This is a genomic window from Pseudazoarcus pumilus (assembly GCF_002872475.1).
Classification (GTDB): Bacteria; Pseudomonadota; Gammaproteobacteria; order Burkholderiales; family Rhodocyclaceae; genus Pseudazoarcus; species Pseudazoarcus pumilus.
Genome location: NZ_CP025682.1, coordinates 982,687 through 1,009,347, shown reverse-complemented (window position 1 = coordinate 1,009,347; position 26,661 = coordinate 982,687). Strand labels below are relative to the sequence as shown.

The window sequence follows — 26,661 nt, the reverse complement described above, 5'->3', positions numbered from 1 at the left end:
GATGACGATAAGATGCACCGCTTCGGCGGCCCCGGCGCTGCGGTTCGCGGCCCCGGAATCGAGACCGGATTCTAACAGATGCAGGAACCCCCGATGCTTCGCAAAATGCTCAGGGCGACCGCCTTCGCCGCGGTCGCCGCGGCCCTGGCCGGCACCGCCCAGGCCAACCCGTACGAAACCACGCTTGCCAACGGCATGGACATCATCGTCAAGGAAGACCGGCGCGCACCGTCGGTGGTACACATGATGTGGTACGGCATCGGCTCGATGGACGAGCCCGATGGCGTCTCGGGCATCGCCCACATGCTCGAGCACATGATGTTCAAGGGCACGGAGAAGCTCGCGCCGGGCGAATTCAACCGCCGCGTGGCCGAGCGCGGCGGACGCGACAACGCCTTCACCGGGCGCGACTACACCGCCTATTTCCAGCAGATCCCGCCAGCGCACCTGGAGGAAATGATGGAGATGGAGGCCGACCGCATGGCCAATCTCGTGATCCGCGATCAGGAGTTCCTGCCAGAGCGCGAAGTGGTCAAGGAGGAGCGCCGCCTGCGCACCGACGACAATCCGCGCGCGCTGGTGTGGGAGCAGCTCATGGCCGCGGCGTGGGCCGCCCACCCCTACCGCCGCCCCATCATCGGCTGGATGTACGACATCGAGAACTACCGCGTCGAGGACGCGCGCCGCTGGCACGAGCACTGGTATGCGCCCAACAATGCCCGTCTGGTGGTCGTCGGAGACGTCGACCACGGCGAGGTGTTTGCCATGGCCGAGCGTCACTTCGGTGCGCTCGCCGCGCGCGAGCTGCCCGCGCGTCGCATCACCGAAGAGCCCGAACAGCGCGGCCTGCGCCATGTCGAAGTGCGCGCGCCGGCCGAACTGCCGGCCGTGACGCTGGCCTGGAAGGCGCCGACGCTGCGCGAACCGGCCGGCGACCGCGACGTCTACGCGCTGCAGGTGCTCGCCGCGGTGCTCGACGGCTACGACGGTGCACGCCTGCCGCGCCGTCTGGTGCGCGAAGAGCGCATCGCGGTGTCGGTCGACGCCAGCTACGGCGGCGTGGCGCGCGGCCCGTCGCTGTTCGTGCTCGGCGCGACACCGGCCAAGGGCCATACGGTCGCCGAGGTCGAGGCCGCCTTGCGCGCGGAGATCACGCGCATCGCCGACGAAGGCGTCGACCAGACGGAACTGTCGCGCGTACTCACGCAGACGCTGGCCTCGGAGGTCTACAAGCGCGACTCGCTGATGGGCCAGGCCATGGAAATCGGCTTTCTGGAAGCCTCGGGGCTTTCCTGGCGCGACGAGCAGGCCCTGCTCGACGGCATCCGCGCGGTCACTGCCGACGAGGTACGCGAGGTCGCGCAGCGCTATTTCGGCGACGAGACGCTCACCCGCGCGGTGCTCGATCCGCTGCCGCTCGACGCTGCCGAGCGCACGCCACGCAACCGCTTCGACGCCAACGCCCGAGGAGAGCCGCGATGACGCATCGCATCACGAACTTCGTCGCGCGCACGCTGCTCGTCGCGACCGCCGTCTTCGCCCACACCGCGTGGGCCGGGCCGACGATCCAGCACTGGATCGCCGACACCGGCGCGCGTGTGTATTTCGTCGCCTCCGACGCGCTGCCGATGCTCGACGTGCGCGTCGATTTCGCCGCCGGCAGTGCGCGCGAACCGGCGGGCCTGACCGGCCTGGCCTCGATGACGCGCGCGCTCATCGACACCGGGGCCGACGGCATGGACGAGCAGGCCATCGCCGAGGCCATCGCCGACACCGGCGCGCAGGTCGGTGGCGGCACCGACAACGACCGCGCCTGGATGAGCGTGCGCACGCTCTCGAGCGAGCGCGAACGCGAAGCCGCGATCACGCTGGCCGCGCGCATGCTCGCGCGTCCGGACTTCCCCGAAGCGGCACTGCAACGTGACCGCGCACGCGCCATCGCCGGCCTGCGCGAGTCGCTCACGCGCCCGGCCACGCTCGCCGAGCGGCGCTTCGCCGAACTGGTGTTCGGCGACCATCCCTACGGACGCAACGCCAGCGTCGAATCCCTCGAGTTGATCACGCGCGATGCGCTGGTCTCCTTCCACCGCGAGCACTACACCGCACGCAATGCCACCGTCACCGTCGTCGGCGACGCCGACCGCGCCACCGCCGAGCGCATCGCCGAGGCGCTCACGCGCGCGCTGCCCGCGGGCGAGCCGCTGCCGCCACTGCCGGCCCCGGAAATGCCCGCGGCGCAGGTCGACCGCATCCCCCACCCCTCGGCCCAGGCTCACATCCTCGCCGGCATGCCGGGCATCGCGCGCGAGGACCCGGATTACTACACGCTGCTTGTCGGCAACCACATCCTCGGCGGCAGCGGGCTGATCTCGCGCCTGTCGCGCGAAGTGCGCGACGAGCGCGGCTTCGCCTACAGCGTCTACAGCTATTTCGCGCCCAACGCGGTGGCCGGGCCCTTCCAGATCGGACTGCAGACGCGCGGCGGCCAGGCCGAGGATGCGCTGGCCGTGGTGCGCGAGGTGCTCGCCGAATTCACCGCCGAAGGCCCCACCGACGAGGAACTGGCCGCGGCCAAGGCCAACATCGTCAACGGCTTCGGCCTGCGCCTGGACTCGAACGCCAAGATTCTCGGCTACGTCGCGATGATCGCTTTCTACGGTCTGCCGCTGGACTGGCTCGACACCTATACGGCGCACATCGAGGCGGTGGACGCGGCCGCGATCCGCGAGGCCTTCGCACGCAGGATCCGGGCCGAACACCTCGCGGTGGTCATCGCCGGCGGCGATGGCGACCGCGCCGCCCAGCCTTGAGCCGGGTACGCATCGTCGGCGGGCAGTGGCGCTCGCGCCTGCTTCCGGTCGCGCGCCTGCCCGGCCTGCGCCCGACGCCCGATCGCGTGCGCGAGACGCTGTTCAACTGGCTCGGCCAGGATCTGCACGGCTGGCACTGCCTGGACCTGTTCGCCGGCACCGGCGTGCTCGGTTTCGAGGCGGCCTCGCGCGGCGCAGCGCGGGTGACGCTGGTCGAGCGCGATGCGCGCGCCGTCGCCGCATTGCGCGAGAGCGCGCGCATCCTCGGCGCGGAGCAGGTGGAGGTGGTGCGCGCCGATGCGGTAGAATTCGCCCGATCCGCGTCCGGCGGTTTCGATCTGGTCTTTCTCGACCCGCCCTATCGTCAGGGCCTGCTCGAGCGCATCGAGCCCGAACTGGAGCGGCTGGTCGCACCCGACGGCTGGCTCTATGCCGAGAGCGAGCAGCCGCTGACGCGCCTGGGCCACCTGCAGACCGTCCGCGAGGGACGCGCCGGCCAGGTCCGTTTTCACCTGATGCGAGGAAGCAGCGAATGAAGGAAGCCATCGCGGTCTACCCGGGCACGTTCGACCCCTTCACCCGCGGCCACGAGGATCTCGTGCGGCGCGGGTCGCGCCTGTTCGACCGCATCATCGTGGGCATCGCGCGCTCGCGCGGGAAGACGCCGCTGTTCGAACTGGACGAGCGCATCGAGATCGCGCGCGACGTATGCGCCCCCCTGCCCAACGTCGAGGTCGCCGGCTTCGACGGCCTGCTCATGGAGTTCCTCAAGGCCAACGACGCGCGCGTGATCCTGCGCGGATTGCGCGCGGTCTCGGACTTCGAGTACGAGTTCCAGATGGCGGGCATAAACCGCAAGCTCTACCCGGATGTCGAAACCGTATTCCTGACGCCCTCGGACGAGTTCATGTTCATCTCGGCGACGATGGTGCGCGAGATCGCGCGCCTGGGCGGGGACATCGAGAAGTTCGTGCAGCCCCTGGTGGTGGAGCGTCTGCGCGGCAAGGTCTCGTCGAAGAACACTTGAACCCAGCGAAAGAAAGGAGCCATCGATGGCACTGATGATCACGGACGAATGCATCAACTGCGATGTGTGCGAGCCGGAATGCCCCAACGGTGCGATCTACCAGGGCGAGGAAATCTACGAGATCGACCCGAACAAGTGCACCGAATGTGTCGGCCACTTCGACGAACCGCAGTGCCAGCAGGTCTGTCCGGTCGACTGCATCCCGCTCAACCCCGATGTCGTCGAGAGTCACGACGAACTGATGGAGAAGTTCGTCCGCCTGACCAACCAGCCCGCCTGAGTCGAACTCAGGCGGCGCGCTCTGCTGCGGCTTTGCCCGCGGGCGTGCCCACGCCTGCGCCGAGCGCGGCGCCGATGCGACCGCGCAGCGCAGACAGTTCGCCCAGTTGCGCGTTGAGCGCCTGCTCGGACTGACGCAATTCCTCGACCCGATCCTCGAGCGTGTCGGTGGCCTGGTGGATGCGCTTGATGCTCTCCAGGCGCCGGCGCAACTGGATCTGGTGTTCGCGCACCTGCGTCTCCAGCGGCGCCATCACCGCCCTCAGCCACTGGTCCATGTCGCGGTTGGCATGCTCGAAGGTGCGGCGCGCCTGCACCGCGACCGTATCGAAGAACTTCTGCGTGAGACGCTGCTTGCCGGTGGTCACCAGCGTCAGCGGCGAGTTGATGTGACGTTCGAACACCGCCTCGAGGCGGTCGAGTTCGCGCTCGTAGGGAGCGACCGAGAATGACTCCGGCTGGCTCAGCTTGAGCCCGTGCTCGACGCGGAAACGCTTGTACATCGAACCGAGCATGGTCGTGATCTCGGCAACCTCGAGGTCCGACTGGGCCAGACTCGCGCGCAAGCGGGCGAAGAAGCCCTCCATCGCCTCGCGCAGTTGCGCCGTGAAGGTCGATTCGAGCATCGCCTCGCGCGTGCGCCGCGTCTCCTGGCGCAGCGTGTCCAGACCGATATGGGCCATCAGGTTGTTGGTCAGCGAGGTGAACACCGAACGCACGGCCTGATATTTCTTGAGCCCCTGCTCGAACTCGGTCTTCTCGCTGGCGATCTTGCGCATCATGTATTCGATGACGCTCTGGTTCTTGCCGCGCAGCGCATTCATCTCGCGCAACTGCTCGCCCACGCCCGCCAGTCGCGCCTCGAGCAAGGCGCGCGTGTTGGCGACGATCTCGTCGACCTCGGCCATCGAGGCCTCGCGCACGATTTCGCGGCGCGCGGGCAGGACCTCGTCGGAGAGCGCGCGCTCGAAACGCTCGACGCGACTGCGCACCACCGCTTCCGCGTCGCCCTGAATGCGCCCTACGAGCGCCTTCTGCGCGGACAGCGGAAACACTCCGGCGGGCTCGACATCGAGCGTGCGCGCGACCGACGCCACCTGCTGCGCGATCTCGGCGTCGACCAGCGCATCCTCGCGCAGCCCGTCCCACAGCCCGTCGATCTTGTTGAGCACGACCATGCGACCGCGCCCGCTGTTGCGCCCGGCACTGACGAACTCGCGCCACACGGCCAGGTCGCTGCGCGTGACGCCGGTGTCGGCGGCGAGCACGAAGACCACTGCATGCGCGTTGGGCAGCATCGACAGCGTCAGCTCCGGCTCGGCACCGATGGCGTTGAGCCCGGGCGTGTCGAGCACCACCAGGCCATGCGCGAGCAGCGGATGCGGAAAATGGATCACGGCGTGGCGCCAGCGCGAGATCTCGACCATGCCCTCGGCGTCGGGCGCGAGCGCGCCATCCTCGTCCGCATCGACGTGAAAGCCCAGCGCCCGCGCCTCGTCTGCGCTAACGCGCAGAACCTCGCCGACGCGCGCCAGCCCTGCCGCGAGACGCTCGGCCGACGCCGCATCGAGCGGCTCGACCTGCCACAGCTCGGGCTGCTCGCGCAGCGCTGCCATCGGCTCGTCGCGCAGCCGGGTATCGATCGGCAGCAGCCGGATCTCCGGCGCCATGCCCTCGGACCAGCACAGTTCGGTCGGACACATCGTCGTGCGCCCGGCGCTCGAGGGCAGCACGCGCCGACCCAGATCGGAGAAGAAGATCGCGTTGATCAGTTCGGACTTGCCGCGCGAGAACTCCGCGACGAAGGCCACCGTGAGACGCTCGTCAGCCAGGCGCGAGCGCATCTGCGCGAGCCGCAGTTCGGTGCGCGCGTCGTCGAGCTCGTTGGCGGCGAGCCATGCACGCAACTGCTCGACGGCCTCGGCGCAGCGGCCGCGCCAGTCCCCATGCGCCGTAAATCGATCGATCAGGCCATCCATCGCGCTCTGCGCTCCATGCCGTGTACTTGATGTACTGCGCCAGAGAATAGCGCCGCACCCCGACCCTGCCAATCGATGCCGCTACGCGAGCGTGACCGACGGCACGAACGGGCCGACGGGCGCGCGCAGGTGACGCTCAGCGACGCTGGCAGCGCGGACACCAGAACGTGGAGCGCTGGCCTACGAGCGCGCGGCGGATGGTTGCGCCACACACGCGACACGACTCGCCATCACGGCCGTAGACGAAATACTGCTGCTGAAAGTAACCCGCGCGCCCGTCGCCGCCGACGAAGTCGCGCAGGGTGCTGCCGCCGGCGGCAATTGCCGCCACAAGGGTCTCGCGCACCGTGGTCGCGAGGCGCGCGCAACGCGGCCGCCCGAGCTGTCCGGCCGGCGTGAGCGGATGGATGCGTGCGCGGAACAGGCTCTCGGAAGCGTAGATGTTGCCCACACCGACGACGCGGTGCGCATTCATCAGGAACAGCTTGATGGGCGTGCTCGCGCCGCGCGTGGCCGCGAACAGCCACTCGCCGTCGAAGTCCGCGCCCAGCGGCTCGACGCCCAGCGACGCGAGCAGCGGATGCGTCGCCGGCTCGCCCTCGTGCCAGACCACCAGCCCGAAACGCCGCGGGTCGCGCAGGCGAAGCGCTTCGGCGCCGAACACGATGTCCACGTGATCATGCGGCCCAGGCGGCGCGTCGGCAGGCACCACGCGCAGGCTGCCCGACATGCCCAGATGCACGATCACGATGCCATCGCCAAAGCGCAGCAGCAGATACTTGGCTCGTCGCTCGACCGCCTCGAGCCGCCGGCCCGCGACGCGCCCGGACAGGTCCGGCGGCACCGGCAGGCGCATCGCGGCGTTGCGAACGATGCAACCGCTGGCGATGCGCCCGGTCAACACGCGGCCAATCCCCCGGCAGGTGGTTTCCACTTCGGGCAGTTCGGGCATCCGATCTCCTGAAACGACGCGGGAGCGGCGCTTGCCCGGCCGCAGCGAACTGCATACCATCGGGCAGTCTCGCCAAGGCGCGGCGCGGTCCGCGACCTGCCTGCCGTGCGCCGCCTGCCGGAGATCACTCACCGGCCCCACTGGACCCTGATTATGACCCACAAGCTTTCCCCGTTCGCCTCCGGCTTCGCACTGTGCTGCGCCCTGCTCGCCGCCCCGCCGCTCGCCCTGGCTGCGCCGGAGAACGAGGACATGGCCGAGGCGGCGACCGAGCCGATCACGCCGCTGCTGCCTTTCCAGGAGCTGACCGCCGATACGCTGTTCCTGCTGCTGCTTGGCGAAATCGCGGGCAGCCGTGGCGATCTGGAAGTGTCGGTCGAGGCCTATCTGCACGCGGCGCGCCAGACGCGCGACCCGCGCGTGGCACGCCGCGCCACCGAAATCGCGCTGGTCGCGCGTGACATGGAGTCAGCCACCTCGGCCGCGCGCATCTGGCAGGAAACCGACCCGGCTTCGGAGGACGCGCGGCGCACGCTGGCGGGCATCCTCGCCGCGCGCGGCGACCAGATGAACGAGGTGCAGATCGAACTGGCGCGCATTCTCGCCAATTCGCAGGATGAACAGCTCGAACAGAACCTGCTGGGGCTCAACCGTGCGCTCGCACCGATGCCCGACAAGGCACTCGCGCGCGAGATCATCGAGCGTCTGGTCGAGCCCTACCTCAACAAGGCGCCGGCACACCTCGCGCTGGCGCAGGCGGCGGCCACCGACGACGACCCGGTGGGCGCGCTCGGCGCGGTCGAGCGCGCGCTCGAACTGCGCCCCGGCTGGGACGCGGCCGTCGTGCTCAAGTCGCAGCTGCTGGTGCAGATGAACGCCATCGACGAAGCCCTGCTCCTGCTGCGCGGCCACCTCGCGCAGCACCCCGAAAGTCGCAGCGTGAGCATCGCCCATGCGCGCACGCTGGTCTCCGCCCGCGACTACGAGGCGGCACTGGCCGAATTCCGCCGGCTGCTCGCGGCCAACCCGGACGATCGCGACCTGATGTACGCCGTGGCTCTGGTGGCCGCCGAGATCGGCGCGTTCGAGATCGCCACCGAACATTTCCGCCAGGCGCTCGAAGCGCGCCACCCCGAGGCCGACGCGATCCGCATGAATCTGGGCCGCATCGCCGAGGATTCCGAGCGGCCGGGCGAGGCCCTCGACTGGTATTACGAGGTCGGCGCCGGCGGCTATCACACCGACGCGCAGATCCGCATCGCGCACATTCTCGCGAACAACGGCGCGCCCTCGGCGGCCCTGCGCCATCTGCAGGACGCGGCTGCCGAGGCCGACCCCGACGACGTTCGCCGCCTGCTGTTGGCCGAAGTGCTGCTGCTGCGCGAGGCCGAGCGCTACGACGCGGCACTCGAGCGCATCGAACAGGTGCTGGTACACACGCCCGAAGACACGGAACTGCTCTACGAGTCGGCGATGCTCGCCGAGCGCGTCGATCGTCTCGAACTGATGGAGCAGCGCCTTCGCGCCCTGATCGAACTCGATCCCGACCACGCGCATGCCTACAACGCGCTCGGGTACACGCTGGCCGACCGCGGCCTGCGCCTGGAAGAGGCAGAAGGGCTGATCCGCCACGCGCTCGAACTCGCGCCGGACGACCCTTTCATCCTCGACAGCCTGGGCTGGGTGCGCTTTCGTCGCGACGCGCCGGAAGAGGCCTTGCATCACCTCGAGGAAGCCTACGCGCTGCGGCCGGACCCGGAGATTGCCGCCCACCTGGGCGAAGTCCTGTGGTCTCTGGGGCGCCACGACGAGGCCGGCGAGATCTGGGATGCCGCGCTCGAGCGCGATCCGGCCAATCGCGTGCTGGGCGAGACGCTCGAACGGCTGCGCGGATGGTGAGCGCGCGCCGCGCCCTCGCCGTGAGCGTCGCACTGCTCGCGCTCGCGGGCTGCGCGCTGCAACCGGCCGGTGAAGATGGCGCGCCGCTCGTCGAGCGCGCGGCGATCGAGCACTTCGAGTTCGAGGGGCGCATCGCCGCAAGCGACGGACAACGCGCGGCCAACGGCACGCTGCAGTGGACGCGCCGCGCCGGATACGACGAATGGACGTTGCTGAGCCCGCTCGGGCAGATCGTGGCACGCGTGGTCGGCACGCCGCAGGGCGCCACGCTGCGCACCGCGGACGGACGCACCATCGAGGCGGTCGACGTGGATGAACTGCTGCCGCAGATGCTGGGCGTGGACGCCCCCGCCGATCACCTCGACGAGTGGCTGCAGGCGCGCCCAGCGCCCGGAGCGCGCGTAATCGAGACCGATGCGCTGGGGCGCCCCACTCGCATTTCCGACAGCGGCTGGCTGATCGACTACCCGACTTATGCCGACGACAGTGCCGAGGCGATGCCGCGACGCATCGACGCGACCTGGGGCGAGGTGCGACTGCGGGTCGTCACCGATGGCTGGACGGCGCTGCCGTGAAGTGTCTGGCTGCCTGTCCGGCACCGGCCAAGCTCAATGTATTCCTGCACGTCACCGGCCGACGCGCCGACGGCTACCATCTGCTGCAATCGCTCTTCCGGCTCATCGACCTGGCCGACTCGCTCGATTTCGAAGTGCGTGCGGGCGGTGGCGTGCGTCGCGTCAACTCCGTGCCCGGCCTCGCCTCCGAAGACGATCTGGTGGTGCGCGCGGCGCGGCTGCTGCAGGCCGAGACGGGCTGCCGGCTGGGCGCCGACATCACGCTCGACAAGCGGCTCCCCCTCGGCGCCGGCCTCGGTGGCGGCTCGTCCGACGCGGCCACCACCCTGATCGCGCTCAACCGGCTGTGGGGCACCGGCGTTGCGCGCGAACGTCTCGCCGCCATCGGCCTGAACCTGGGCGCGGACGTGCCCTTCTTCATTCACGGCAGCGACGCTCTGGTCGAGGGTATCGGCGAGGTTCTCACGCCAGTGAGCCTGCCTACGGCGCATTTCGTCGTTCTCTGGCCCGGGGTTTGCGTACCGACCGGTGCGATTTTCGCCGCGCCGGACTTGACGCGAAATTCGGAACCCATCAGAATTGCGGACTTCGCTTCACGCGCCACCCGAAACGATCTGCAAGCCGTTGCCTGCAGGCTCTACCCGGAAGTGGCTGCGGCGATCGAGTGGCTGGGGCAGCATGCTCCGGCGCGCATGACCGGCTCAGGCGCCTGCGTGTTTGCACAGGTCGATTCGGCAACTGCGGCTGCGGACATCGTCGCAGCCTGCCCGCAAGGGTGGCGCGCCTGGCATGCACGGAGTCTTTCACGGCACCCGCTGCACGGCTGGCTCGATTGAAGCAACGAGTTTAATTGGGGAGTCGCCAAGTCGGTTAAGGCACCGGATTTTGATTCCGGCATTCGAGGGTTCGAATCCTTCCTCCCCAGCCAGACATCGAACCGGGCAGGCCTGTGGCCTGCCCGCCTCGCTTTCCGGCTCCCGCGAACGTTCAATTTCGGCTCTGGAGAATCGGTCATGCCCCGTGGCAGCCTGATGGTCTTCACCGGCAACGCCAACCCCAAGCTCGCCGCCGACGTGGTCCGTCGCCTCGGCATCACGCTGGGTTCGGCCACTGTCGGTCGTTTTTCCGATGGCGAGGTCAACGTCGAGTTGCTCGAGAATGTCCGCGGCAAGGATGTCTTCGTGCTGCAGCCTACCTGTCAGCCGACCAACGACAACCTGATGGAGATGCTGGTACTCGTCGACGCGCTCAAGCGCGCCTCGGCCGGTCGCATCACTGCCGCAATCCCCTACTTCGGCTACGCCCGCCAGGATCGGCGCCCGCGCTCGGCGCGCGTGCCGATCACGGCCAAGGTCGTGGCCAACATGCTGCAGGCCGTGGGCGTGCAGCGCCTGCTGACCATGGACCTGCACGCCGACCAGATCCAGGGATTCTTCGACGTGCCGGTGGACAACGTCTACGCCACGCCGGTGCTGCTGGCGGATCTGGACAAGCAGAACTACGACGACCTGATGGTCGTTTCGCCCGACGTCGGCGGCGTGGTGCGCGCGCGCGCCTTCGCCAAGCGCCTGGAATGCGATCTGGCGATCATCGACAAGCGTCGCCCCAAGGCCAACGTGGCCGAAGTCATGAACATCATCGGTGAGGTCAAGGACCGCACCTGCGTGATCATGGACGACATCGTCGACACTGCCGGCACGCTGTGCAAGGCCGCCACCGCACTCAAGGAAAACGGTGCCCGCCGCGTGCTCGCCTATTGCACGCATGCCGTGCTCTCGGGCGCCGCTGCCGCGCGCATTTCGGACTCGGATCTGGACGAGCTGGTCGTCACCGACACCATTCCGTTGCGCGACGATGCGCGCGAATGCCCCAAGATCCGCCAGGTCTCGGTGGCCTCGCTGATGGCCGACACCATGCTGCGCATCAGCAACGAGGAATCGGTCAGCTCGCTGTTCATGGAATGATTTTGCGGCCCGCGGCACTTCGGCGCGGGCCTTTTCGATCCGTCTGGTCGCGGGCGGGTCATCCTCAACCAGGAGTAGGACAATGAAAATCGAATTCAAGGCCACCAAGCGCGTGGACCAGGGCACGGGTGCGAGCCGCCGCCTGCGTCGCGCCGGCCAGCTGCCGGGCATCATCTACGGCTCCCATCAGGACGCCGTGCCGATCACGCTCGACCACAACGAGCTGATCCACATGCTCAAGCGCGAAGCCTTCCACGCGTCGGTGCTGACCATCGACCTCGAAGGCAAGAAGGAAACGGTGGTGCTGCGTGACGCGCAATGGCATCCGTTCAAGCAAATCGTGCTGCACCTGGACTTTCAGCGCGTCAGTGCCACCGAGAAGCTGCGCCTGAAGGTGCCGCTGCACTTCACCAACGACGACATCTGCCCGGCGGTCAAACTCGGCGGCCAGATGGTCACGCACGTGCTCAACGAGATCGACGTGGCCTGCCTGCCCAAGGATCTGCCCGAGTTCATCGAGGTCGACCTCAAGGATCTGCAGAACGACCAGTCGGTGCACGTGTCCGACATCAAGCTGCCGGCCGGTGTCGAGATCGCACAGCATGGCGAGGGCGACCCCGTCATCGCGACCGCACTCAAGACCGGCGGTGGCTCGACCGCCGAGGACGGGGACGAGGCCGAAGGCGAGGACGAAGGCGAGGCCTGACCCCGCCGCAGGCCTTGCGCATGAACGCGAATCCTCCGCGTCTGATCGTCGGCCTCGGCAACCCCGGGGCCGAATATACCGAAACCCGGCACAACGCCGGGTTTTGGTTTTGTGAGCGGCTGGCCGACGAGTTCAAGGTGCGTTTCGCACCCGAATCGCGCTTTCATGGTCTGGTCGCCAACGCGCGCGAGGCCGGCGCATGGCTGCTGATGCCGCAGACCTTCATGAACCGCTCCGGTCAGTCGGTCGGCGCGTTCGCGCGCTTCTACCGCATCCCCGCCAGCGAGATCCTCGTCGTGCACGACGAGCTCGACATCCCGCCCGGCCAGTTGCGGCTCAAGTTCGGCGGCGGCCTGGGCGGTCACAACGGCCTCAAGGATACCTCCGCCCATCTGGGCACGAACGACTACTGGCGCCTGCGCATCGGCATCGGCCATCCGGGCGATCGCAGCGAGGTCGTGAACTACGTCCTCAAGCCACCGCGCCGCGAAGAGCGTGAAGAGATCGACGCCGCCATCGAGCGCGCCCTGGCGATCTGGCCGCAGCTCGCGGCCGGTCACTGGACCACCGCCACCACGCGCCTCAATACCCGCCCCAAGCCGGCGAAGAACAAGGAAGAACCCAGCTCATGAGCCTCAAATGCGGAATCGTCGGCCTGCCCAACGTGGGCAAGTCCACGCTGTTCAACGCCCTCACCCGGGCCGGCATCCAGGCCGAGAACTATCCCTTCTGCACGATCGAGCCCAACGTCGGCATCGTCGAGGTGCCTGATGCGCGTCTGGCCGCGCTGGCCGAGATCGTCAAGCCGCAGAAGATCCAGCCGGCCATCGTCGAGTTCGTCGACATCGCCGGCCTGGTCGCCGGCGCCTCCAAGGGCGAAGGCTTGGGCAACCAGTTCCTGGCCAACATCCGCGAGACCGACGCCATCGTGCATGTCGTGCGCTGTTTCGCTGACGACAACGTCGTGCACGTGTCCGGCAGCGTCGACCCGGTGCGCGACATCGAGGTCATCGACACCGAACTGGCGCTGGCCGACCTGGCCACCGTCGACAAGGCACTCAACCGTTATCGCAAGCCGGCTTCCGCCGGCGACAAGGAAGCCAAGGCCCTCGTCGCCGTGCTCGAGAAATGCCTCGCCCAGCTCGACGCCGCCCGTCCGGTGCGCGCACTCGATCTGTCCAAGGATGAATGGGCGGCCCTGCGTCCCTTCTGCCTGATCACGGCCAAGCCCGTGCTGTACGCGGCCAACGTCGACGAGGACGGCTTCGAGGGCAACCCGCAACTGGAGGCGGTGCGCGAACACGCGGCGGCCGAGGGCGCCCAGGTGGTCGCGCTGTGCGCCGCCATCGAGGCCGAGATCGCCGACCTGGACGAGGCCGACAAGCACGACTTCCTCGAGACCATGGGGCTCGAGGAACCGGGTCTGGACCGCCTGATCCGCGCCGGCTACACGCTGCTCGGCCTGCAGACCTACTTCACCGCCGGCGTCAAGGAAGTGCGCGCGTGGACCATCCACGTCGGCGACACTGCGCCACAGGCCGCCGGCGTGATCCACACCGACTTCGAGCGCGGCTTCATCCGCGCCCAGACCATCGCCTTCGACGACTTCATCCAGTACAAGGGCGAGGCCGGCGCCAAGGAAGCCGGCAGGATGCGCGCCGAGGGCAAGGATTACGTCGTGCGCGACGGCGACGTGATGAACTTCCTCTTCAACGTCTGAGCGCTGCGCGGCTCCCGCCGCAATGACCGATAAGGCAACCGCGAACTACATCGGGCGCTTCGCGCCCTCGCCCACCGGGCCGCTGCACTTCGGCTCGCTGGTCGCGGCCGTGGCAAGTTTTTGCGTTGCGCGCGCGGCCGGCGGGCGCTGGCTGCTGCGCATCGACGATGTCGACACACCGCGCTGTGTCGCCGGTGCGGCCGAGGACATTCTCGCCACGCTGGCACGCTTCGGCCTCGAATGGGACGGCGAACCCGTGTGGCAGAGTCGGCGCACCGCCGCCTATCGCGCAGCGTTCGAAGGCTTGCGGCAGGCCGGTCACGTGTTCGGCTGTGCATGCACGCGACGCGAACTGGCCGATTCGGCAATCGCGCCCGACGGCTCGCACGTCTACCCCGGAACCTGCCGCGACGGGCTGCCGCCGGGGCGCGAAGCGCGTGCCTGGCGCGTGCGCGTGGCCGGCTGCGTGGCGTTCGAGGACGCGATCCAGGGACGGCAGCAAGTTCAACTGGAGGACGAGGTCGGCGACTTCGTCGTGCTGCGTGCGGACGGGCTGTTCGCCTACCAGCTCGCGGCAGTCGTCGATGACCGGGATGCGGGCGTGACCGACATCGTGCGCGGAGCCGACCTGCTCGCATCCAGCGTGCGCCAGATCCACCTGCGGCACCTGCTTGGCGCACCGACGCCGCGCCATGCGCATGTGCCGGTGGCGCTCGATGCGGCCGGCGAGAAACTGTCCAAGCAGACACTGGCACGCGCGATCGGTGCGTACACGCCGGGCGAGGCCCTGCATGCCGCGCTGGCATTCCTCGGTCAATGCCCGCCAAAGGATCTGGCCAACGCGCCGGCGACGCAGGTAGTGGACTGGGCGGTGGCAAACTGGTCCCTGGGCGACGTTCCGCGCTGCCTTGGTGCTCGCACGCCCGATTCATTCGCGTCACAATGAAGCCTTTGTCCGCCCGATGATCACGACCGATTCCGCGCTGCGCGACCTGCTCGCGAACACCCGCACGATTGCCGTCGTCGGCATGTCGCCCAAGCCCGAACGTCCCAGCCACTACGTCGCGCAGTACATGCGCGAGCATGGCTACACCATCGTGCCGGTCAATCCCGGTCACCGCGAGATTGCGGGCCTGCCCTGTTATCCGAGCCTGCGCGACGTGCCGGTGGCCATCGACATGGTCAATGTCTTTCGCCGCGCGGAAGACACGCCACCGATCGCCCACGAGGCGGTCTTGATCGGCGCGAAGAGCCTGTGGCTGCAACTGGGCATCGTCAGCGCGGAATCCGCCCGCATCGCCGAGGCCGACGGTCTGGCGACGGTCATGGACCTGTGCGTGAAGGTGGAACACGCCCGTCTGTTCGGGTCGCCGCCCGACTGAGCGCATGCGCGAAGCGGTAGCGCACTGCGGTGCGGTTCGCCCGGCTCAATGCATGCCACGGTAGCCGGCGATACCGATGACCAGGCGCACCAGCTGATAGGCGCACCAGCTCGCGAATCGCTGCAAGCGAGGCAAGCGGTGCCAGTCCTCGTGGCGCAGTTCCTGCGCGCCGACCTGCAGCGCGCGATCGAGCGAGTCGCGCAGCTCGCCGGCAAAACCGACGTGGTCGACGACGACGTTGGCCTCGCGCGCAAGCAGCAGGGAAAACGGATCGATGTTGCTCGACCCGACGGTGGCCCAGCGCCGGTCCACCACCGCCACCTTGGCGTGCAGATGGCTGCGGTGATACTCGAACAGGCGGATGCCGTTGTCCAGGAAGTACGGGTAGAGTGCACGCGTCGCGTAGGCGAGCATGGGGTGATCGGACAGCCCTTGCAGCAGCAGGATGACGCACACCCCGCGTGCGGACGCATCGACCAGCGCCTGACGGAAGGCGCGGCCGGGAAAGAAGTAGGCGCAGGCGATGACGATTTCCTTGTGCGCCCTGGCGATGGCCGCCAGATAGGCCTCCTCGATGTCGCGACGATGGCGCAGGTTGTCGCGCACCAGAAAGGCCGCACGCACGTCACCCGGGCGCACCGGCAAGCGGTTGAAGGCGCGCGGCCTGGCGCCGCGACGGCGCAGGCTGGCCCAGGACACCAGCCACCACAGATGATGCACGGCATGCACGATGGCGCCCACCAGCGGCCCTTCGACGCGCACCGCGTAGTCGTAGCGCGGGTGCAGTGGTGCGTCTTCGCTGTAATCGTCGATGATGTTGATGCCACCCACCCAGGCGATGCGTCTGTCGACGGTGATGATCTTGCGATGCAGGCGGCGCAGGCGGTGTCGCTTGATGCGTAAACCGCCGAAATCGCGGCGGTAGACCAGCACTTCGACCCCCGCCGCCCGCACCTCGGACATCAACTCCTCGACGAAGGGGCGCGCGCCGAAGCCGTCGACCATCACGCGCACGCACACCCCGCGCCGCGCGGCACGCATCAGTACATCGGCCATGCGCCGTCCGGTTGCATCGTTCTCGAACAGATAGGTCTCGACGTGGATCTCGCGCGTGGCCGCTTCACACGCTTCGATCACATCGGGGAAATAACGCTCGCCGTTCTCCAGCAGCACCACGCGGTTGCCGCCGAGAAAGGCGGTCACGGCGTGAACTCCAGATCCGCCGTGAGCGGCGCGTGGTCGGAGATCTTGCCCCACAGCGCGCCGGTGTGGGCCGCGGCCTCCCCGACATCGAAGCCGCGCACGTAGATGCGATCGAGGCGCAGCACGGGCAGCCGGCTCGGATAGCTGCGCGCCGGCCGCCCGCGAAAGACCTCGGTGAGGCCGAGCCGCGACGCCAGTTGCGGCTCGGCGCGGTTGAGCCAGTCATTGAAGTCGCCCGCGATGATCAGCGGCGCACCCGCGGGCACGATCTGCTCGACGCGCTCGGCCAGCGCCTGCATCTGGCGTCGGCGACCGCCTCCGCTCAGCCCCAGATGCACGCACACGCAGTGGGCCGTTTCCGCTATGCCGGGAAGGTCGACTTCGCAGTGCAGCAGGCCTCGACGTTCGAATCGGTGATCGGACACGTCCTGATTGTAGGACGCCACGATCTCGAAGCGGCTCAGGATCGCGTTGCCGTGGTGACCATGGTCATACACGGCGTTCTGCCCGTAGGCCGTCTGGTGCCACACCTCGTGGGCCAGAAACTCATGCTGCGGCGCGGGCGGCCAGTCCGCTTGGGCGACCTCGTGACGCAAGTTCATGCCCTGCACTTCCTGCAGGAACACCACGTCAGCCTCGAGCGCACGCAGGCGGTCACGCAGTTCATGGATGACCATGCGCCGATTGAAGTGCGAGAAGCCCTTGTGGATGTTGTAGGTGCATACGCGCAGCTTCATGTTCCCACCCGGCAGGCCCGCCCGTGTCTGCCCACGCGCGTCACACCGCCAGCATGCGCTCGAGCGCAAGACGCGCCAGTTCGGCCTCGTGCACGGGCACGCTGATGCGGTTGACGACATTGCCGTCGGCCAGGTTCTCCAGTGCCCAGGCCAGGTGCTGCGGATCGATGCGCTGCATGGTCGAACACATGCACACGGTCGGCGCCATGAACTGCACGGTCTTGCCCTCGGGCTTGACCTCCTCGGCGAGACGACTGACGAGGTTAAGCTCGGTACCCACCAGCCATTGGGTGTTGGGCGGCGCGCCCTTGATGGTGTTGATGATGAATTCCGTCGACCCCACGTGATCCGAATTCAGGCACACCTCGAGATTGCTCTCCGGGTGGGAAATCACGAAACCGTCCGGATGCTGCATGCGCCAGCGGCGGATGTGACTCTCCTGGAACATCTGGTGTACCGAGCAATGTCCCTTCCACAACAGGATCTTGGCGTTGCGGATCTCGTCTGGCGTGAGGCCCCCATATTCCTGATCGGGGTCCCACACCACCATCTGCTCGAGGGGGATGTCCTTCTTGTAGCCGGTCCAGCGCCCCAGGTGCTGATCGGGGAAGAACAGCACCTTCTCGCGCTGCGCGAAGGCCCAGTCGAGGATCTTGGGCGCATTCGTCGACGTGCATACGATGCCGCCGTGCTCGCCGCAGAAGGCCTTCAAATCCGCCGCCGAGTTGATGTAGGTGACCGGCGTGATCGACGCGTCCGGGTCGTCGAGCACCTCGCCCAGCTCGCGCCAGCAGCGCTCGACCTTGGCCAGGTTGGCCATGTCGGCCATCGAGCAGCCGGCGGCCAGGTCCGGCAGGATGGCGACCTGTTCGGGCCGGGACAGGATGTCGGCGACTTCGGCCATGAAATGCACGCCGCAGAACACGATGTACTCGGCGTCGGTCTGCGAGGCGAGCTTGGCGAGCTTGAGCGAATCGCCCGTCAGGTCGGCGTGGCGATAGACGTCGGCGCGCTGATAGTGGTGGCACAGCAGCACCGCGCGATCGCCCAAGCGCTCGCGCGCGGCGACAATGCGCTCCTGCGCCTGCTCGTCCTGGAGCTGGTTGAAACGGTCGAACTGGATGGTTGCTACGCTCATCTGATCACTCTTCCTTGCGGGCTGATCAGCCCTGTTTCCACGGCAGGCCGGCATGGCGCCAACCTCCGGTGCGATTGCGATGGCCGTTGGCGTCGCGATCCCCCTCGAAGCCCTCGAGCACGTTGTAGGCCTCGGCGTATCCGGCCTCGGTGGCCGCGCGCGCGGCCTTGTCCGACCGTCCGCCCGAGCGGCACAGGAACATCACCAGCGACTCCGGATCGACCTCGCGTCGCAACTGCTGGACGAAGACCGGATTCGGCGTATTGCCCGGATAGCTCAGCCATTCGATCTCGACCGCCCCGGGCACGCGCCCGACCCAGTCCCATTCGGCCCGGGTGCGCACATCGACCAGCTTGGCGCCGGGCGCGGCCTGCCAGACTTCGTAGGCTTCGGCCGGCGTCAGCGCACCCGCGTATGGCAGACCGAGCTTCTCGGCACGTTCGCGGGCCAGTTGCAGCAATTCGTTCAATTTGCCCATGTCGCCCTTCCCGCTAGAATCCACAATCCGAAAGTATACTCTCTGGTGATAATCATGGTCCCCACCCCACCGGCCGCCGAGTCGGGGCGAAGCGCACAGGCGACGCGCTCGCGAGGCATCCAGCGCGCCACACTGGTGGCGATCGCCACCAATGCCGGTCTCGCAGTGGGCCAGATCGTGGTCGGCCTCGCAGCCAACGCCTTCAGCCTCGTGGCCGATGCGGCCCACACCCTGTCGGACCTGTTCACCGATGTACTGGTTCTGTTGGCCGGACGCCGCGGGGCGGTTCCGCCCGATGCCGATCATCCCTACGGCCATGGCCGCTTCGAGACCGCCGCGACGTTGATCCTCGGCACCGTGCTGTCAGGCGTCGGCGTGGGATTCCTGTTCGCCTCCGGCGACCGCCTGCAGCACCTGGAGGAAGCCCCCGCACTGCATCAGGCTGCTCTCTACATGGCGGTCGCGACGCTGATTGTCAAGGAGGGGCTGTTCCGATTCACCCTCGCCGCCAGCAAACGGCTGAATGCGCCGCTGCTCGAGGCCAATGCCTGGCACGCACGCTCGGACGCAGCCTCGTCACTGGTCGTGGCCGCCGGCATCGGCGGCAGTCTGGCCGGCTACCCGTTCCTCGAGCCGCTGGCCGCGGCCGTGGTGGGCTTTCTGATCCTGCGCATGGGCTTGCGCCTGGCCTGGGGTGCCTTGCGCGAGCTGGTCGACACCGGATTGCCCGACGAGGAACTCGAACGCATCCGCGCGACCGTGCGCGCCACGCCCGGCGTGATCGACACCCACGACCTGCGCACCCGCCGCATGGCCGATCGCGTGCTGTGCGACACGCACGTACTGGTCGACCCGCGCATCACCGTGTCCGAGGGGCACCGCATCACCGACCGCGTATGCCGCGCCGTGCGCAGCGCCCACCCCGCCGTGCGCGACGTGCTGGTGCACGTGGACGCCGAGGACGACCGCGGGCTGCAGACACCCGGCGCGAACCTGCTGCCTACGCGCGACGAACTGACGGGCCTGGTTTCGACGCTGCTCGACGGCCTCGAGCGCGAGGGCTTCCGGCTGCAACTGCATTACCTGGGCGGACGCGTCGACGTCGAGGTTCTGCTGCCGCCGCAAAGTGCGCAGGCAGTCACCGACGAAGGGCTCGATGCGCGCATCGAAAAGGTGCTGGCGGAACGCCCGGAGATCCGCTCGATCACCTTTTTCGTGCAGCACGCACCATCCTGATGCACACTAACGCCGCCAATGCATCATCTTGGTGCGCGCGCGACCCAATGCGTCCGAGCCCCCGCCGATTCGGGCGCCGGCGCAGTACCGCGCCCGCCGATGCGCGAACTGCCACATCAGTTCGGTCGCAACAGGATCGCGGTTGCCGACGGGTCTTGCGGATGCACCTCGCGACCCAGGCCTTCGATCTGGCACGCAACCTGCTTGAAGCCCAGGCGGCAGATTCCAACAGTGCCCCGTTTTCGCACCTTTTCTCCAGGAGTGGATATGAACTCTAAAGAAGTCATGAAGCTGATCCAGGAAAACGAAGTCCGCTTCGTCGACCTCCGATTCACCGATACCCGCGGCAAGGAACAGCACGTGGGCCTGCCGGTTTCGGCATTCGAGGAAGACCACTTCGAGCACGGCCACCCGTTCGACGGCTCGTCGATCGCAGGATGGAAGGGCATCCAGGCCTCCGACATGCTGCTCATGCCGGACCCGGGCTCGGCCTACATCGACCCGTTCTATGACGAGACCACGCTGGTCCTGAGCTGCGACGTGATCGAACCGTCCGACGGCAAGGGCTACGACCGCGACCCGCGCTCGATCGCCAAGCGCGCCGAAGCCTATCTGAAGAGCACCGGCGTGGGCGACACCGCCTACTTCGGCCCGGAACCCGAGTTCTTCGTGTTCGATTCGGTCGAGTGGTCGGTCGACATGTCCGGCGTCTACAGCAAGGTCATCTCGGAAGAGGCTGCGTGGTCGACCGCCGACAAGTTCGAAGGCGGCAACATGGGTCACCGCCCGCGCATCAAAGGCGGCTACTTCCCGGTCCCCCCGGTCGATTCGCTCAACGACATCCGCGCGGCCATGTGCCTGGCGCTCGAATCCTGCGGCGTGCCGGTCGAGGTGCATCACCACGAAGTGGCCAACGCCGGCCAGTGCGAGATCGGAACCCGCTTCAGCACGCTGACCAAGCGCGCCGACTGGACGCAGACGCTCAAGTACATCGTGCACAACGTCTCGCACCAGTACGGCAAGACGGCGACCTTCATGCCCAAGCCCATCGTCGGCGACAACGGCTCGGGCATGCACGTGCACCAGTCGATCTGGAAGGACGGCCAGAACCTGTTCGCCGGCAACGGCTACGCCGGCCTGTCGGACACGGCGCTGTACTACATCGGTGGCATCATCAAGCATGCCAAGGCGCTCAACGCCATCACCAACCCGTCGACCAACTCCTACAAGCGTCTGGTGCCGCACTACGAGGCGCCGATCAAGCTCGCCTACTCCGCGCGCAACCGTTCGGCGTCGATCCGCATCCCGTATGTGGCCAACCCCAAGGGGCGTCGCATCGAAGCGCGCTTTCCGGACCCCACGGCCAACCCCTATCTGTGCTTCGCCGCGCTGATGATGGCGGGCCTGGACGGCATCCAGAACAAGATTCATCCGGGCGACCCGGCCGACAAGAACCTGTACGACCTGCCGCCGGAAGAGGATGCCAAGATCCCGACCGTGTGCTTCAGCCTCGACCAGGCTCTGGCCGAACTCGACAAGGATCGCGAGTTCCTGACCCGCGGCGGCGTGTTCACCGACGAGTTCATCGACGCCTACATCGAGCTCAAGACCGAAGAGGTCAATCGCCTGCGCGTGACGACCCACCCGGTCGAGTTCGACATGTACTACAGCGTGTAAGCGGTCCCGCTGCGCGCATCTACGACAGGGGACGGGCATTGCCCGTCCCTTTTTTATGGGGTCTAATCGACATGAGCATTCCGCCCCGTCCGGCCCCGGCCCGATGCCACGGTGCGTGCGTCTGCAGCAAGGCGCCGTGCCAGATCGCGAACACTCAGGATCCCGATGACCAGCGTGCGCAAGACCGTTCTCGTACTCGTACTCGCCTGCCCGCTCGCCTCATTGGCGCAATCGACCGTCTACAAGTGCGTCGACGACCGCGGGCGCGTCACCTACACCAACGATCGCAACCTCGTGCGCGGCTGCAAGCCGCTCGAACGCGATCAGCCGGTCTCCTCCGTGCCGGCACCGCCTGCGCCTGCGCCCGCCGCGCGCCCCTCCTCACCCTCCTCGTCGCAGTCCTTCCCGCGCGTCGCACCGGATGCCCAGCGCGCGCGCGACGATTCGCGACGCGAACTTCTCCAGCGCGAGCTCGAGTCCGAGCAGGCCGCGCTGGAGAAGGCGCGCGCAACGCTCGAAGCCGAGGAGGCACGCGTCGCCCCCGAGGATCGCAACGCGATGCGCGACGGCCGCGCGACGATCAACATCGCCAAGCGCGATGCGCGACTCGAGCCCTTCCGCAACGCGGTCGAACTGCACGAACGCAACATCGAAGCACTGCAGCGGGAACTGTCACGACTTCCCTAGGACCCGCCCTGCGCTGCAGTGGCCTGGAAATTGCTTCGACTTAGCAAATGACCAGGCGAGGCCGCATGTCCGATTCCTCAAGCACCGTTCGACGCACCGGCCCCTTTGCGGGGCTGGACCTGCTCTCTTCGGCCGTGATTCTCACCGACGAACAGCGCATCGTGCGCTACATGAACGCCGGCGCCGAGAACCTCTTCGCGGTCAGCCAGCGCAGGATGCTGGGTCGGCCGCTGTCCGCGCTGATCGGCGACGCCGGCGTGCTCGACGAGGCGCTCGACAACGCCCTGCGCCAGAACTGGAGCTATACCGGACAGGACATCAAGGTGGCTCGCGGCGGGGACGAACCGCTGCGGCTGGACTGCACGGTCACCCCGGCGGAGGCCGAGGGCGTATCCCTGCTGCTCGAATTCCGCCCCATCGACGCGCAGTTGCGCGTCGCCCGCGAGGAGCAACTGCTGCAGCAGCAACAGGCCAACCGTGCGCTGATCCGCAATCTGGCCCACGAGATCAAGAACCCGCTCGGCGGCATTCGCGGCTCGGCGCAACTGCTCGAGCGCGAGCTGAGCGACCCGGTGCTGCGCGAATACACCGAAGTCATCATCGCCGAGGCCGACCGCCTGCAGGACCTGATGAACCGTCTGCTCTCGGCGCACAGCATCATGCGCCCGGCGCAGATCAACATCCACGACGTGCTCGAGCGTGTGCGCCGGCTGATACTCGCCGAGTTTCCGCAGATCGCCGTACGCCGCGACTACGACACCAGCCTGCCCGAGCTCACCGCCGATCGCGAACAGCTCATCCAGGCGATCCTCAACATCGCGCGCAACGCCGCCCAGGCCATCGAAGGCGCCGGCGAGATCACGCTGCGCACGCGCATCGCGCGCCAGGTGACGCTCGCCAAACGCCGTTTCAGGCTGGCACTGGAATTGCAAGTGATCGACAACGGCCCCGGCATCCCGGACGAGATCCTCGACAAGATCTTCTATCCGCTGGTCTCGGGGCGTGACGGCGGCAGCGGACTCGGGCTGTCGATCGCACAGAGCTTCGTGGAGCAGCATCAGGGGATGATCGACGTGCACAGCCGACCCGGCCACACCTGTTTCACCCTCCTGCTGCCGATTTCCAACCGCGGCTGAGGCCTCGCCCGACCGCACCAGAATAGTGCAACCGCCATGAATACCGTCTGGATCGTCGATGATGACCGCTCCATCCGCTGGGTGCTCGAAAAGGCCCTGAGCCGCGAGGGCATCGACTATGAGAGTTTCACGTCCGCCACCGAAGCGATGAGCGCACTCGACACGCAGGCCCCGCCCAGCGTGCTGCTGTCCGACATCCGCATGCCGGGACGATCCGGCCTCGAGCTGCTGCAGCAGATCAAGGCCGATCACCCGAGCGTACCGGTCATCATCATGACCGCGTACTCGGATCTGGACAGCGCGGTGTCGGCCTTCCAGGGCGGCGCCTTCGAGTATCTGCCCAAGCCCTTCGACGTCGACCAGGCCGTCGCGCTGGTGCAGCGTGCGCTCGAACAGAGCACGCACCAGAATGGTGCGGAGGTCGAACCCCCGGTGGTGCCGGAGATCCTCGGTCAGGCCCCGTCGATGCAGGAGGTGTTCCGCGCCATCGGGCGTCTGTCGCACTCGCACGCCACCGTGCTCATCAATGGCGAGTCGGGCGCCGGCAAGGAACTCGTCGCACGCGCGCTGCACCGCCACAGCCCGCGACGCGACGCCCCCTTCGTCGCGATCAACACCGCGGCCATCCCGCGCGACCTGCTCGAGTCCGAGCTGTTCGGCCATGAGCGCGGCGCCTTCACCGGAGCGGCCGCGCAGCGCCGCGGACGCTTCGAGCAGTCCGAAGGCGGGACGCTGTTCCTCGACGAGATCGGCGACATGCCCGCCGAACTGCAGACGCGCCTGCTGCGCGTGCTCTCGGACGGACATTTCTACCGTGTCGGCGGCCAGCAGCCGGTCCGTGCCAACGTGCGCGTGATCGCGGCCACCCACCAGGACCTCGAAGAACGTGTTCGCCAGGGTTTGTTTCGCGAAGACCTGTTCCACCGTCTCAACGTCATCCGCCTGCGCCTGCCGCCGCTGCGCGAGCGCAAGGAAGACATTCCGCTGCTTGCGCGTCACTTCCTGCAGAGCAGTGCGCAGGAACTGGGCGTGGAGGCAAAGCGCATCACCGAGGCAGCCCTGCGCCACCTGCAGACCCAGCCCTTCCCGGGCAACGTGCGCCAGCTCGAGAATGTGTGCCACTGGCTCACCGTGATGGCGCCGGGGCAGGTCGTCGACGTCGCGGATCTGCCCCCGGAACTGCGCAATCAGAGCGCACCGGGCGCGGTGGACGACTGGACCGAGAGCCTCGCCCACGACGTCGACCGCCTGCTCGCCAGCGCGCCGGGCGAGGTCTTCAACCAGCTCTCTCACGCCTTCGAGCGCACGTTGATCCGCCGCGCCCTGGTCGCCACCGGCGGGCGCAAGATCGAGGCGGCGCAGTTGTTGGGCATCGGTCGCAACACGATCACGCGCAAGATCCAGGATCTGGACATCGACGACGGTCGCGGCCACGCGGTCGAAGCCGAGCACCACGACTGAACGGCCCTGCGGCTGGCTCCGCACGCACGCTTGCCCGATAATGCGCAGCGGTGCCTCCGGAGTCCCCGCCTTGCCGCTCGACCACCCTGCCTTGCTGCATGAACGCACGCTGCGCGAACTGGGTCCGCATGCGACCCGCTTTGCGCTCGAAGTCGTCGCCGAATGCGGTTCCACCAACGACGAGCTGTCGCTCGCCGCGACGCGCACCGACGAGCGCATCGCCGTGCTGGTGGCCCTGCACCAGCGTGCCGGCCGCGGTCGCCGTGGACGTGCGTGGCACGCCGGCGACGGCCTCACCTTCTCGTGCGCCTGGCCGATCGCCCCCGATGCACCGCCGCCGTCAGCGCTGTCGCTCGCGGCCGGACTCGCCGTGGCCGAGGCGATCGAGGATCTGGGTGTGCGCGACGTGGCGCTCAAATGGCCCAACGACGTCCTCGTGGACGGGCGCAAGATTGCCGGCATCCTGGTCGAACTGGTCAGCGGCCAGCGCCACACGCAACGCGCGATCATCGGCATCGGGGCGAACCTCGGCAGCGTTCCCGACTACCCGCCCGACGGCGGACGTCCGGCCACGGCGATCGCCCGACACCTTCCCGCAGCGCCCGCCATCGAAACCGCGCTCGCCACCATCCTCGTTCGCCTGGCCGCGCGCCTCGACGCCTTCGCCGCGGGCGGCTTCGCGGCCATGCAGCATGACTGGAGCCAGCGCGACGCCTTCGCCGGACACATGGTGCGCATCGACGGCGAAGGCGCCAGCCGCAGCGGACGCTGCGAAGGCGTCGATGCCGATGGCGCGCTGCGTCTGGCGACCGCATCGGGCATCGAGCGCATCCTCAGCGGCGAGCTTTCCCTGAGGTCGGCGGCATGACGCATCTGCTGATCGACGCCGGCAACACCCGCGTCAAGTGGGCACTCGTGCGCCACGGCGAGTGGCTTGATCACGGCGCACTGGAACATCACCGCATCGCCACCCTCGCCCAGGTCACCGCAGGGCACGCGCCCGTCGGCGTGCTGGGCACCAATGTGGCCGGCGCACACGTGGCCGAGGCCATCGCTGCGGCACTGCCGCTCGCGCCTCGCTGGCTCACGCCACGTGAGCGTTGCTGCGGCGTCATCAACCGCTACGACGATCCGGCCCAGCTCGGCGCCGACCGCTGGGCCGCGCTCATCGGCGCGCGCGCCGCCTGCCCCGGCCCCTTGCTGGTGGTGGGCGCAGGCACCGCGACCACGGTGGACGTACTCAGCGCCGAAGGCGAGTTCCTCGGCGGGCTGATCCTGCCCGGGGAGGCGCTGATGCGCCGCTCGCTCGCCCGTGACACGGCCGGCCTCCCGCTGGCCGAGGGCGACCCCGTGGATTGCCCACGCAACACGCGCGATGCGATCGTGACCGGCTGCCTGCAAGCGCAGGCCGGTGCCATCGAACGCATGTTCCGGCACATCGGCGAACAGCCCGGCGCCCTGTGCGTGCTCGCCGGAGGCGCGGCGGAGCGCATCGCTCCCCTGCTCGCGCTGCCGCTGCGCCGCATCGACGACCTGGTGCTGCGCGGGCTCGCGCGTATCGCCGCCGACGAAGCCGCCGGTGGCGCCGACGACAAACGCATCTTGGGTTAAAGTG

General features: G+C 68.1%; 27 protein-coding genes and 1 tRNA gene. 22 read left to right on the top strand and 6 right to left on the bottom strand.

Going from position 1 to position 26,661, the window contains the following annotated elements; genetic code table 11:
- Positions 1-93 precede the first annotated feature (93 nt).
- Genes C0099_RS04845 through C0099_RS04825 form a run of 5 tightly spaced genes read left to right on the top strand, consistent with a single transcriptional unit; the run spans position 94 to position 4,117 of the window.
- Positions 94-1,482, top strand: a complete 1,389-nt coding sequence (locus tag C0099_RS04845) for a M16 family metallopeptidase (RefSeq protein ID WP_102246394.1) — start codon at positions 94-96, stop codon at positions 1,480-1,482.
- The gene (locus tag C0099_RS04840; protein WP_102246393.1) at positions 1,479-2,810 is read left to right on the top strand and encodes a M16 family metallopeptidase; all 1,332 of its coding nucleotides are present in this window, start codon (positions 1,479-1,481) and stop codon (positions 2,808-2,810) included. Before C0099_RS04845 ends, C0099_RS04840 begins: the two co-directional genes overlap by 4 nt.
- Complete coding sequence (gene rsmD, locus C0099_RS04835) at positions 2,807-3,346, top strand: 16S rRNA (guanine(966)-N(2))-methyltransferase RsmD (RefSeq protein ID WP_102246392.1); 540 nt, start codon at positions 2,807-2,809, stop codon at positions 3,344-3,346. Before C0099_RS04840 ends, rsmD begins: the two co-directional genes overlap by 4 nt.
- Positions 3,343-3,837, top strand: coding sequence for a pantetheine-phosphate adenylyltransferase (gene coaD / locus C0099_RS04830; RefSeq protein WP_102246391.1), 495 nt, complete (start codon positions 3,343-3,345; stop codon positions 3,835-3,837). Before rsmD ends, coaD begins: the two co-directional genes overlap by 4 nt.
- Positions 3,838-3,862: 25 nt before the next feature.
- On the top strand, positions 3,863-4,117 hold the full coding sequence (locus C0099_RS04825; RefSeq protein ID WP_102246390.1) for a YfhL family 4Fe-4S dicluster ferredoxin: 255 nt from the start codon (positions 3,863-3,865) through the stop codon (positions 4,115-4,117).
- A gap of 7 nt (positions 4,118-4,124) precedes the next feature.
- Here C0099_RS04825 and C0099_RS04820 read toward each other — a convergent pair whose 3' ends face one another.
- The gene (locus C0099_RS04820; RefSeq protein ID WP_102246389.1) at positions 4,125-6,095 is read right to left on the bottom strand and encodes a dynamin family protein; all 1,971 of its coding nucleotides are present in this window, start codon (positions 6,093-6,095) and stop codon (positions 4,125-4,127) included.
- Between the two features lie 136 nt (positions 6,096-6,231).
- Positions 6,232-7,047: a bifunctional DNA-formamidopyrimidine glycosylase/DNA-(apurinic or apyrimidinic site) lyase gene (mutM, locus tag C0099_RS04815; protein ID WP_102246388.1), complete on the bottom strand. Its 816-nt coding sequence runs from the start codon at positions 7,045-7,047 to the stop codon at positions 6,232-6,234.
- 153 nt (positions 7,048-7,200) lie between these two features.
- On the opposite strand from mutM, the gene C0099_RS04810 reads away from it, so the two are divergent.
- The 10 genes from C0099_RS04810 to C0099_RS04765 all read left to right on the top strand — a co-directional run bounded on the left by C0099_RS04810 (position 7,201) and on the right by C0099_RS04765 (position 15,293).
- A complete protein-coding gene (locus tag C0099_RS04810; protein ID WP_102246387.1) occupies positions 7,201-8,946 on the top strand; it encodes a tetratricopeptide repeat protein in 1,746 nt (581 codons plus the stop codon).
- A complete protein-coding gene (gene lolB, locus C0099_RS04805) occupies positions 8,940-9,521 on the top strand; it encodes a lipoprotein insertase outer membrane protein LolB (RefSeq protein WP_102246386.1) in 582 nt (193 codons plus the stop codon). Before C0099_RS04810 ends, lolB begins: the two co-directional genes overlap by 7 nt.
- On the top strand, positions 9,518-10,357 hold the full coding sequence (gene ispE, locus C0099_RS04800) for a 4-(cytidine 5'-diphospho)-2-C-methyl-D-erythritol kinase (protein ID WP_228151655.1): 840 nt from the start codon (positions 9,518-9,520) through the stop codon (positions 10,355-10,357). The genes lolB and ispE overlap by 4 nt, the downstream gene beginning before the upstream one ends.
- 15 nt (positions 10,358-10,372) lie before the next feature.
- Positions 10,373-10,449 (top strand) — tRNA-Gln (locus tag C0099_RS04795).
- 85 nt (positions 10,450-10,534) lie between these two features.
- Positions 10,535-11,485 (top strand): ribose-phosphate pyrophosphokinase, encoded by a 951-nt coding sequence (locus C0099_RS04790; RefSeq protein WP_102246385.1) that lies wholly within the window; start codon positions 10,535-10,537, stop codon positions 11,483-11,485.
- A gap of 82 nt (positions 11,486-11,567) precedes the next feature.
- Positions 11,568-12,191 (top strand): 50S ribosomal protein L25/general stress protein Ctc, encoded by a 624-nt coding sequence (locus C0099_RS04785; RefSeq protein ID WP_102246384.1) that lies wholly within the window; start codon positions 11,568-11,570, stop codon positions 12,189-12,191.
- Between the two features lie 20 nt (positions 12,192-12,211).
- Positions 12,212-12,823 (top strand): aminoacyl-tRNA hydrolase, encoded by a 612-nt coding sequence (gene pth / locus C0099_RS04780; protein ID WP_102246383.1) that lies wholly within the window; start codon positions 12,212-12,214, stop codon positions 12,821-12,823.
- Positions 12,820-13,911 carry a redox-regulated ATPase YchF gene (ychF, locus tag C0099_RS04775; RefSeq protein WP_102246382.1) on the top strand — a complete coding sequence of 364 codons (1,092 nt, stop codon included), beginning with the start codon at positions 12,820-12,822 and terminating at the stop codon, positions 13,909-13,911. The genes pth and ychF overlap by 4 nt, the downstream gene beginning before the upstream one ends.
- 22 nt (positions 13,912-13,933) lie before the next feature.
- Positions 13,934-14,857, top strand: a complete 924-nt coding sequence (gluQRS, locus tag C0099_RS04770) for a tRNA glutamyl-Q(34) synthetase GluQRS (protein ID WP_102246381.1) — start codon at positions 13,934-13,936, stop codon at positions 14,855-14,857.
- 16 nt (positions 14,858-14,873) lie between these two features.
- Entirely contained in the window at positions 14,874-15,293 is a 420-nt protein-coding gene (locus C0099_RS04765; protein WP_102246380.1) for a CoA-binding protein, read from the top strand.
- A 45-nt stretch (positions 15,294-15,338) separates the two neighbouring features.
- Here C0099_RS04765 and clsB read toward each other — a convergent pair whose 3' ends face one another.
- From clsB to C0099_RS04745, 4 genes are read right to left on the bottom strand one after another with little or no spacing between them, the layout of a single operon-like run.
- The gene (clsB, locus tag C0099_RS04760; protein WP_102246379.1) at positions 15,339-16,496 is read right to left on the bottom strand and encodes a cardiolipin synthase ClsB; all 1,158 of its coding nucleotides are present in this window, start codon (positions 16,494-16,496) and stop codon (positions 15,339-15,341) included.
- Complete coding sequence (locus C0099_RS04755; protein ID WP_102246378.1) at positions 16,493-17,233, bottom strand: endonuclease/exonuclease/phosphatase family protein; 741 nt, start codon at positions 17,231-17,233, stop codon at positions 16,493-16,495. Before C0099_RS04755 ends, clsB begins: the two co-directional genes overlap by 4 nt.
- 40 nt (positions 17,234-17,273) lie before the next feature.
- Positions 17,274-18,371 (bottom strand): quinolinate synthase NadA, encoded by a 1,098-nt coding sequence (nadA, locus tag C0099_RS04750; protein ID WP_102246377.1) that lies wholly within the window; start codon positions 18,369-18,371, stop codon positions 17,274-17,276.
- A 25-nt stretch (positions 18,372-18,396) separates the two neighbouring features.
- A complete protein-coding gene (locus C0099_RS04745; RefSeq protein ID WP_102246376.1) occupies positions 18,397-18,849 on the bottom strand; it encodes a rhodanese-like domain-containing protein in 453 nt (150 codons plus the stop codon).
- A 54-nt stretch (positions 18,850-18,903) separates the two neighbouring features.
- Between C0099_RS04745 and C0099_RS04740 the strand changes: the two genes are divergently transcribed.
- The 7 genes from C0099_RS04740 to C0099_RS04710 all read left to right on the top strand — a co-directional run bounded on the left by C0099_RS04740 (position 18,904) and on the right by C0099_RS04710 (position 26,657).
- Entirely contained in the window at positions 18,904-20,085 is a 1,182-nt protein-coding gene (locus C0099_RS04740) for a cation diffusion facilitator family transporter (protein ID WP_102246375.1), read from the top strand.
- 267 nt (positions 20,086-20,352) lie between these two features.
- Positions 20,353-21,762 (top strand): type I glutamate--ammonia ligase, encoded by a 1,410-nt coding sequence (gene glnA / locus C0099_RS04735; RefSeq protein WP_102246374.1) that lies wholly within the window; start codon positions 20,353-20,355, stop codon positions 21,760-21,762.
- Between the two features lie 165 nt (positions 21,763-21,927).
- Entirely contained in the window at positions 21,928-22,449 is a 522-nt protein-coding gene (locus C0099_RS04730; RefSeq protein ID WP_102246373.1) for a DUF4124 domain-containing protein, read from the top strand.
- A 65-nt stretch (positions 22,450-22,514) separates the two neighbouring features.
- A complete protein-coding gene (gene glnL / locus C0099_RS04725) occupies positions 22,515-23,585 on the top strand; it encodes a nitrogen regulation protein NR(II) (protein ID WP_102246372.1) in 1,071 nt (356 codons plus the stop codon).
- A 36-nt stretch (positions 23,586-23,621) separates the two neighbouring features.
- Positions 23,622-25,046, top strand: a complete 1,425-nt coding sequence (gene ntrC, locus C0099_RS04720) for a nitrogen regulation protein NR(I) (protein WP_102246371.1) — start codon at positions 23,622-23,624, stop codon at positions 25,044-25,046.
- A 70-nt stretch (positions 25,047-25,116) separates the two neighbouring features.
- Positions 25,117-25,914 carry a biotin--[acetyl-CoA-carboxylase] ligase gene (locus C0099_RS04715; RefSeq protein WP_228151654.1) on the top strand — a complete coding sequence of 266 codons (798 nt, stop codon included), beginning with the start codon at positions 25,117-25,119 and terminating at the stop codon, positions 25,912-25,914.
- The gene (locus C0099_RS04710) at positions 25,911-26,657 is read left to right on the top strand and encodes a type III pantothenate kinase (RefSeq protein WP_102246369.1); all 747 of its coding nucleotides are present in this window, start codon (positions 25,911-25,913) and stop codon (positions 26,655-26,657) included. Before C0099_RS04715 ends, C0099_RS04710 begins: the two co-directional genes overlap by 4 nt.
- Positions 26,658-26,661 lie beyond the last annotated feature (4 nt).

What these genes read in the sequence shown, in the direction of transcription:
- C0099_RS04845 (WP_102246394.1), top strand. Translation starts at nt 94, where the DNA reads ATGCTTCGCAAAATGCTCAGGGCGACCGCCTTCGCCGCGGTCGCCGCG.
- C0099_RS04840 (WP_102246393.1), top strand. Translation starts at nt 1,479, where the DNA reads ATGACGCATCGCATCACGAACTTCGTCGCGCGCACGCTGCTCGTCGCG.
- coaD (WP_102246391.1), top strand. Translation starts at nt 3,343, where the DNA reads ATGAAGGAAGCCATCGCGGTCTACCCGGGCACGTTCGACCCCTTCACC.
- C0099_RS04825 (WP_102246390.1), top strand. Translation starts at nt 3,863, where the DNA reads ATGGCACTGATGATCACGGACGAATGCATCAACTGCGATGTGTGCGAG.
- C0099_RS04820 (WP_102246389.1), bottom strand. Translation starts at nt 6,095, where the DNA reads ATGGATGGCCTGATCGATCGATTTACGGCGCATGGGGACTGGCGCGGC.
- mutM (WP_102246388.1), bottom strand. Translation starts at nt 7,047, where the DNA reads ATGCCCGAACTGCCCGAAGTGGAAACCACCTGCCGGGGGATTGGCCGC.
- C0099_RS04810 (WP_102246387.1), top strand. Translation starts at nt 7,201, where the DNA reads ATGACCCACAAGCTTTCCCCGTTCGCCTCCGGCTTCGCACTGTGCTGC.
- lolB (WP_102246386.1), top strand. Translation starts at nt 8,940, where the DNA reads ATGGTGAGCGCGCGCCGCGCCCTCGCCGTGAGCGTCGCACTGCTCGCG.
- C0099_RS04790 (WP_102246385.1), top strand. Translation starts at nt 10,535, where the DNA reads ATGCCCCGTGGCAGCCTGATGGTCTTCACCGGCAACGCCAACCCCAAG.
- C0099_RS04785 (WP_102246384.1), top strand. Translation starts at nt 11,568, where the DNA reads ATGAAAATCGAATTCAAGGCCACCAAGCGCGTGGACCAGGGCACGGGT.
- pth (WP_102246383.1), top strand. Translation starts at nt 12,212, where the DNA reads ATGAACGCGAATCCTCCGCGTCTGATCGTCGGCCTCGGCAACCCCGGG.
- ychF (WP_102246382.1), top strand. Translation starts at nt 12,820, where the DNA reads ATGAGCCTCAAATGCGGAATCGTCGGCCTGCCCAACGTGGGCAAGTCC.
- gluQRS (WP_102246381.1), top strand. Translation starts at nt 13,934, where the DNA reads ATGACCGATAAGGCAACCGCGAACTACATCGGGCGCTTCGCGCCCTCG.
- C0099_RS04765 (WP_102246380.1), top strand. Translation starts at nt 14,874, where the DNA reads ATGATCACGACCGATTCCGCGCTGCGCGACCTGCTCGCGAACACCCGC.
- C0099_RS04755 (WP_102246378.1), bottom strand. Translation starts at nt 17,233, where the DNA reads ATGAAGCTGCGCGTATGCACCTACAACATCCACAAGGGCTTCTCGCAC.
- nadA (WP_102246377.1), bottom strand. Translation starts at nt 18,371, where the DNA reads ATGAGCGTAGCAACCATCCAGTTCGACCGTTTCAACCAGCTCCAGGAC.
- C0099_RS04745 (WP_102246376.1), bottom strand. Translation starts at nt 18,849, where the DNA reads ATGGGCAAATTGAACGAATTGCTGCAACTGGCCCGCGAACGTGCCGAG.
- C0099_RS04740 (WP_102246375.1), top strand. Translation starts at nt 18,904, where the DNA reads ATGGTCCCCACCCCACCGGCCGCCGAGTCGGGGCGAAGCGCACAGGCG.
- glnA (WP_102246374.1), top strand. Translation starts at nt 20,353, where the DNA reads ATGAACTCTAAAGAAGTCATGAAGCTGATCCAGGAAAACGAAGTCCGC.
- C0099_RS04730 (WP_102246373.1), top strand. Translation starts at nt 21,928, where the DNA reads ATGACCAGCGTGCGCAAGACCGTTCTCGTACTCGTACTCGCCTGCCCG.
- glnL (WP_102246372.1), top strand. Translation starts at nt 22,515, where the DNA reads ATGTCCGATTCCTCAAGCACCGTTCGACGCACCGGCCCCTTTGCGGGG.
- ntrC (WP_102246371.1), top strand. Translation starts at nt 23,622, where the DNA reads ATGAATACCGTCTGGATCGTCGATGATGACCGCTCCATCCGCTGGGTG.
- C0099_RS04710 (WP_102246369.1), top strand. Translation starts at nt 25,911, where the DNA reads ATGACGCATCTGCTGATCGACGCCGGCAACACCCGCGTCAAGTGGGCA.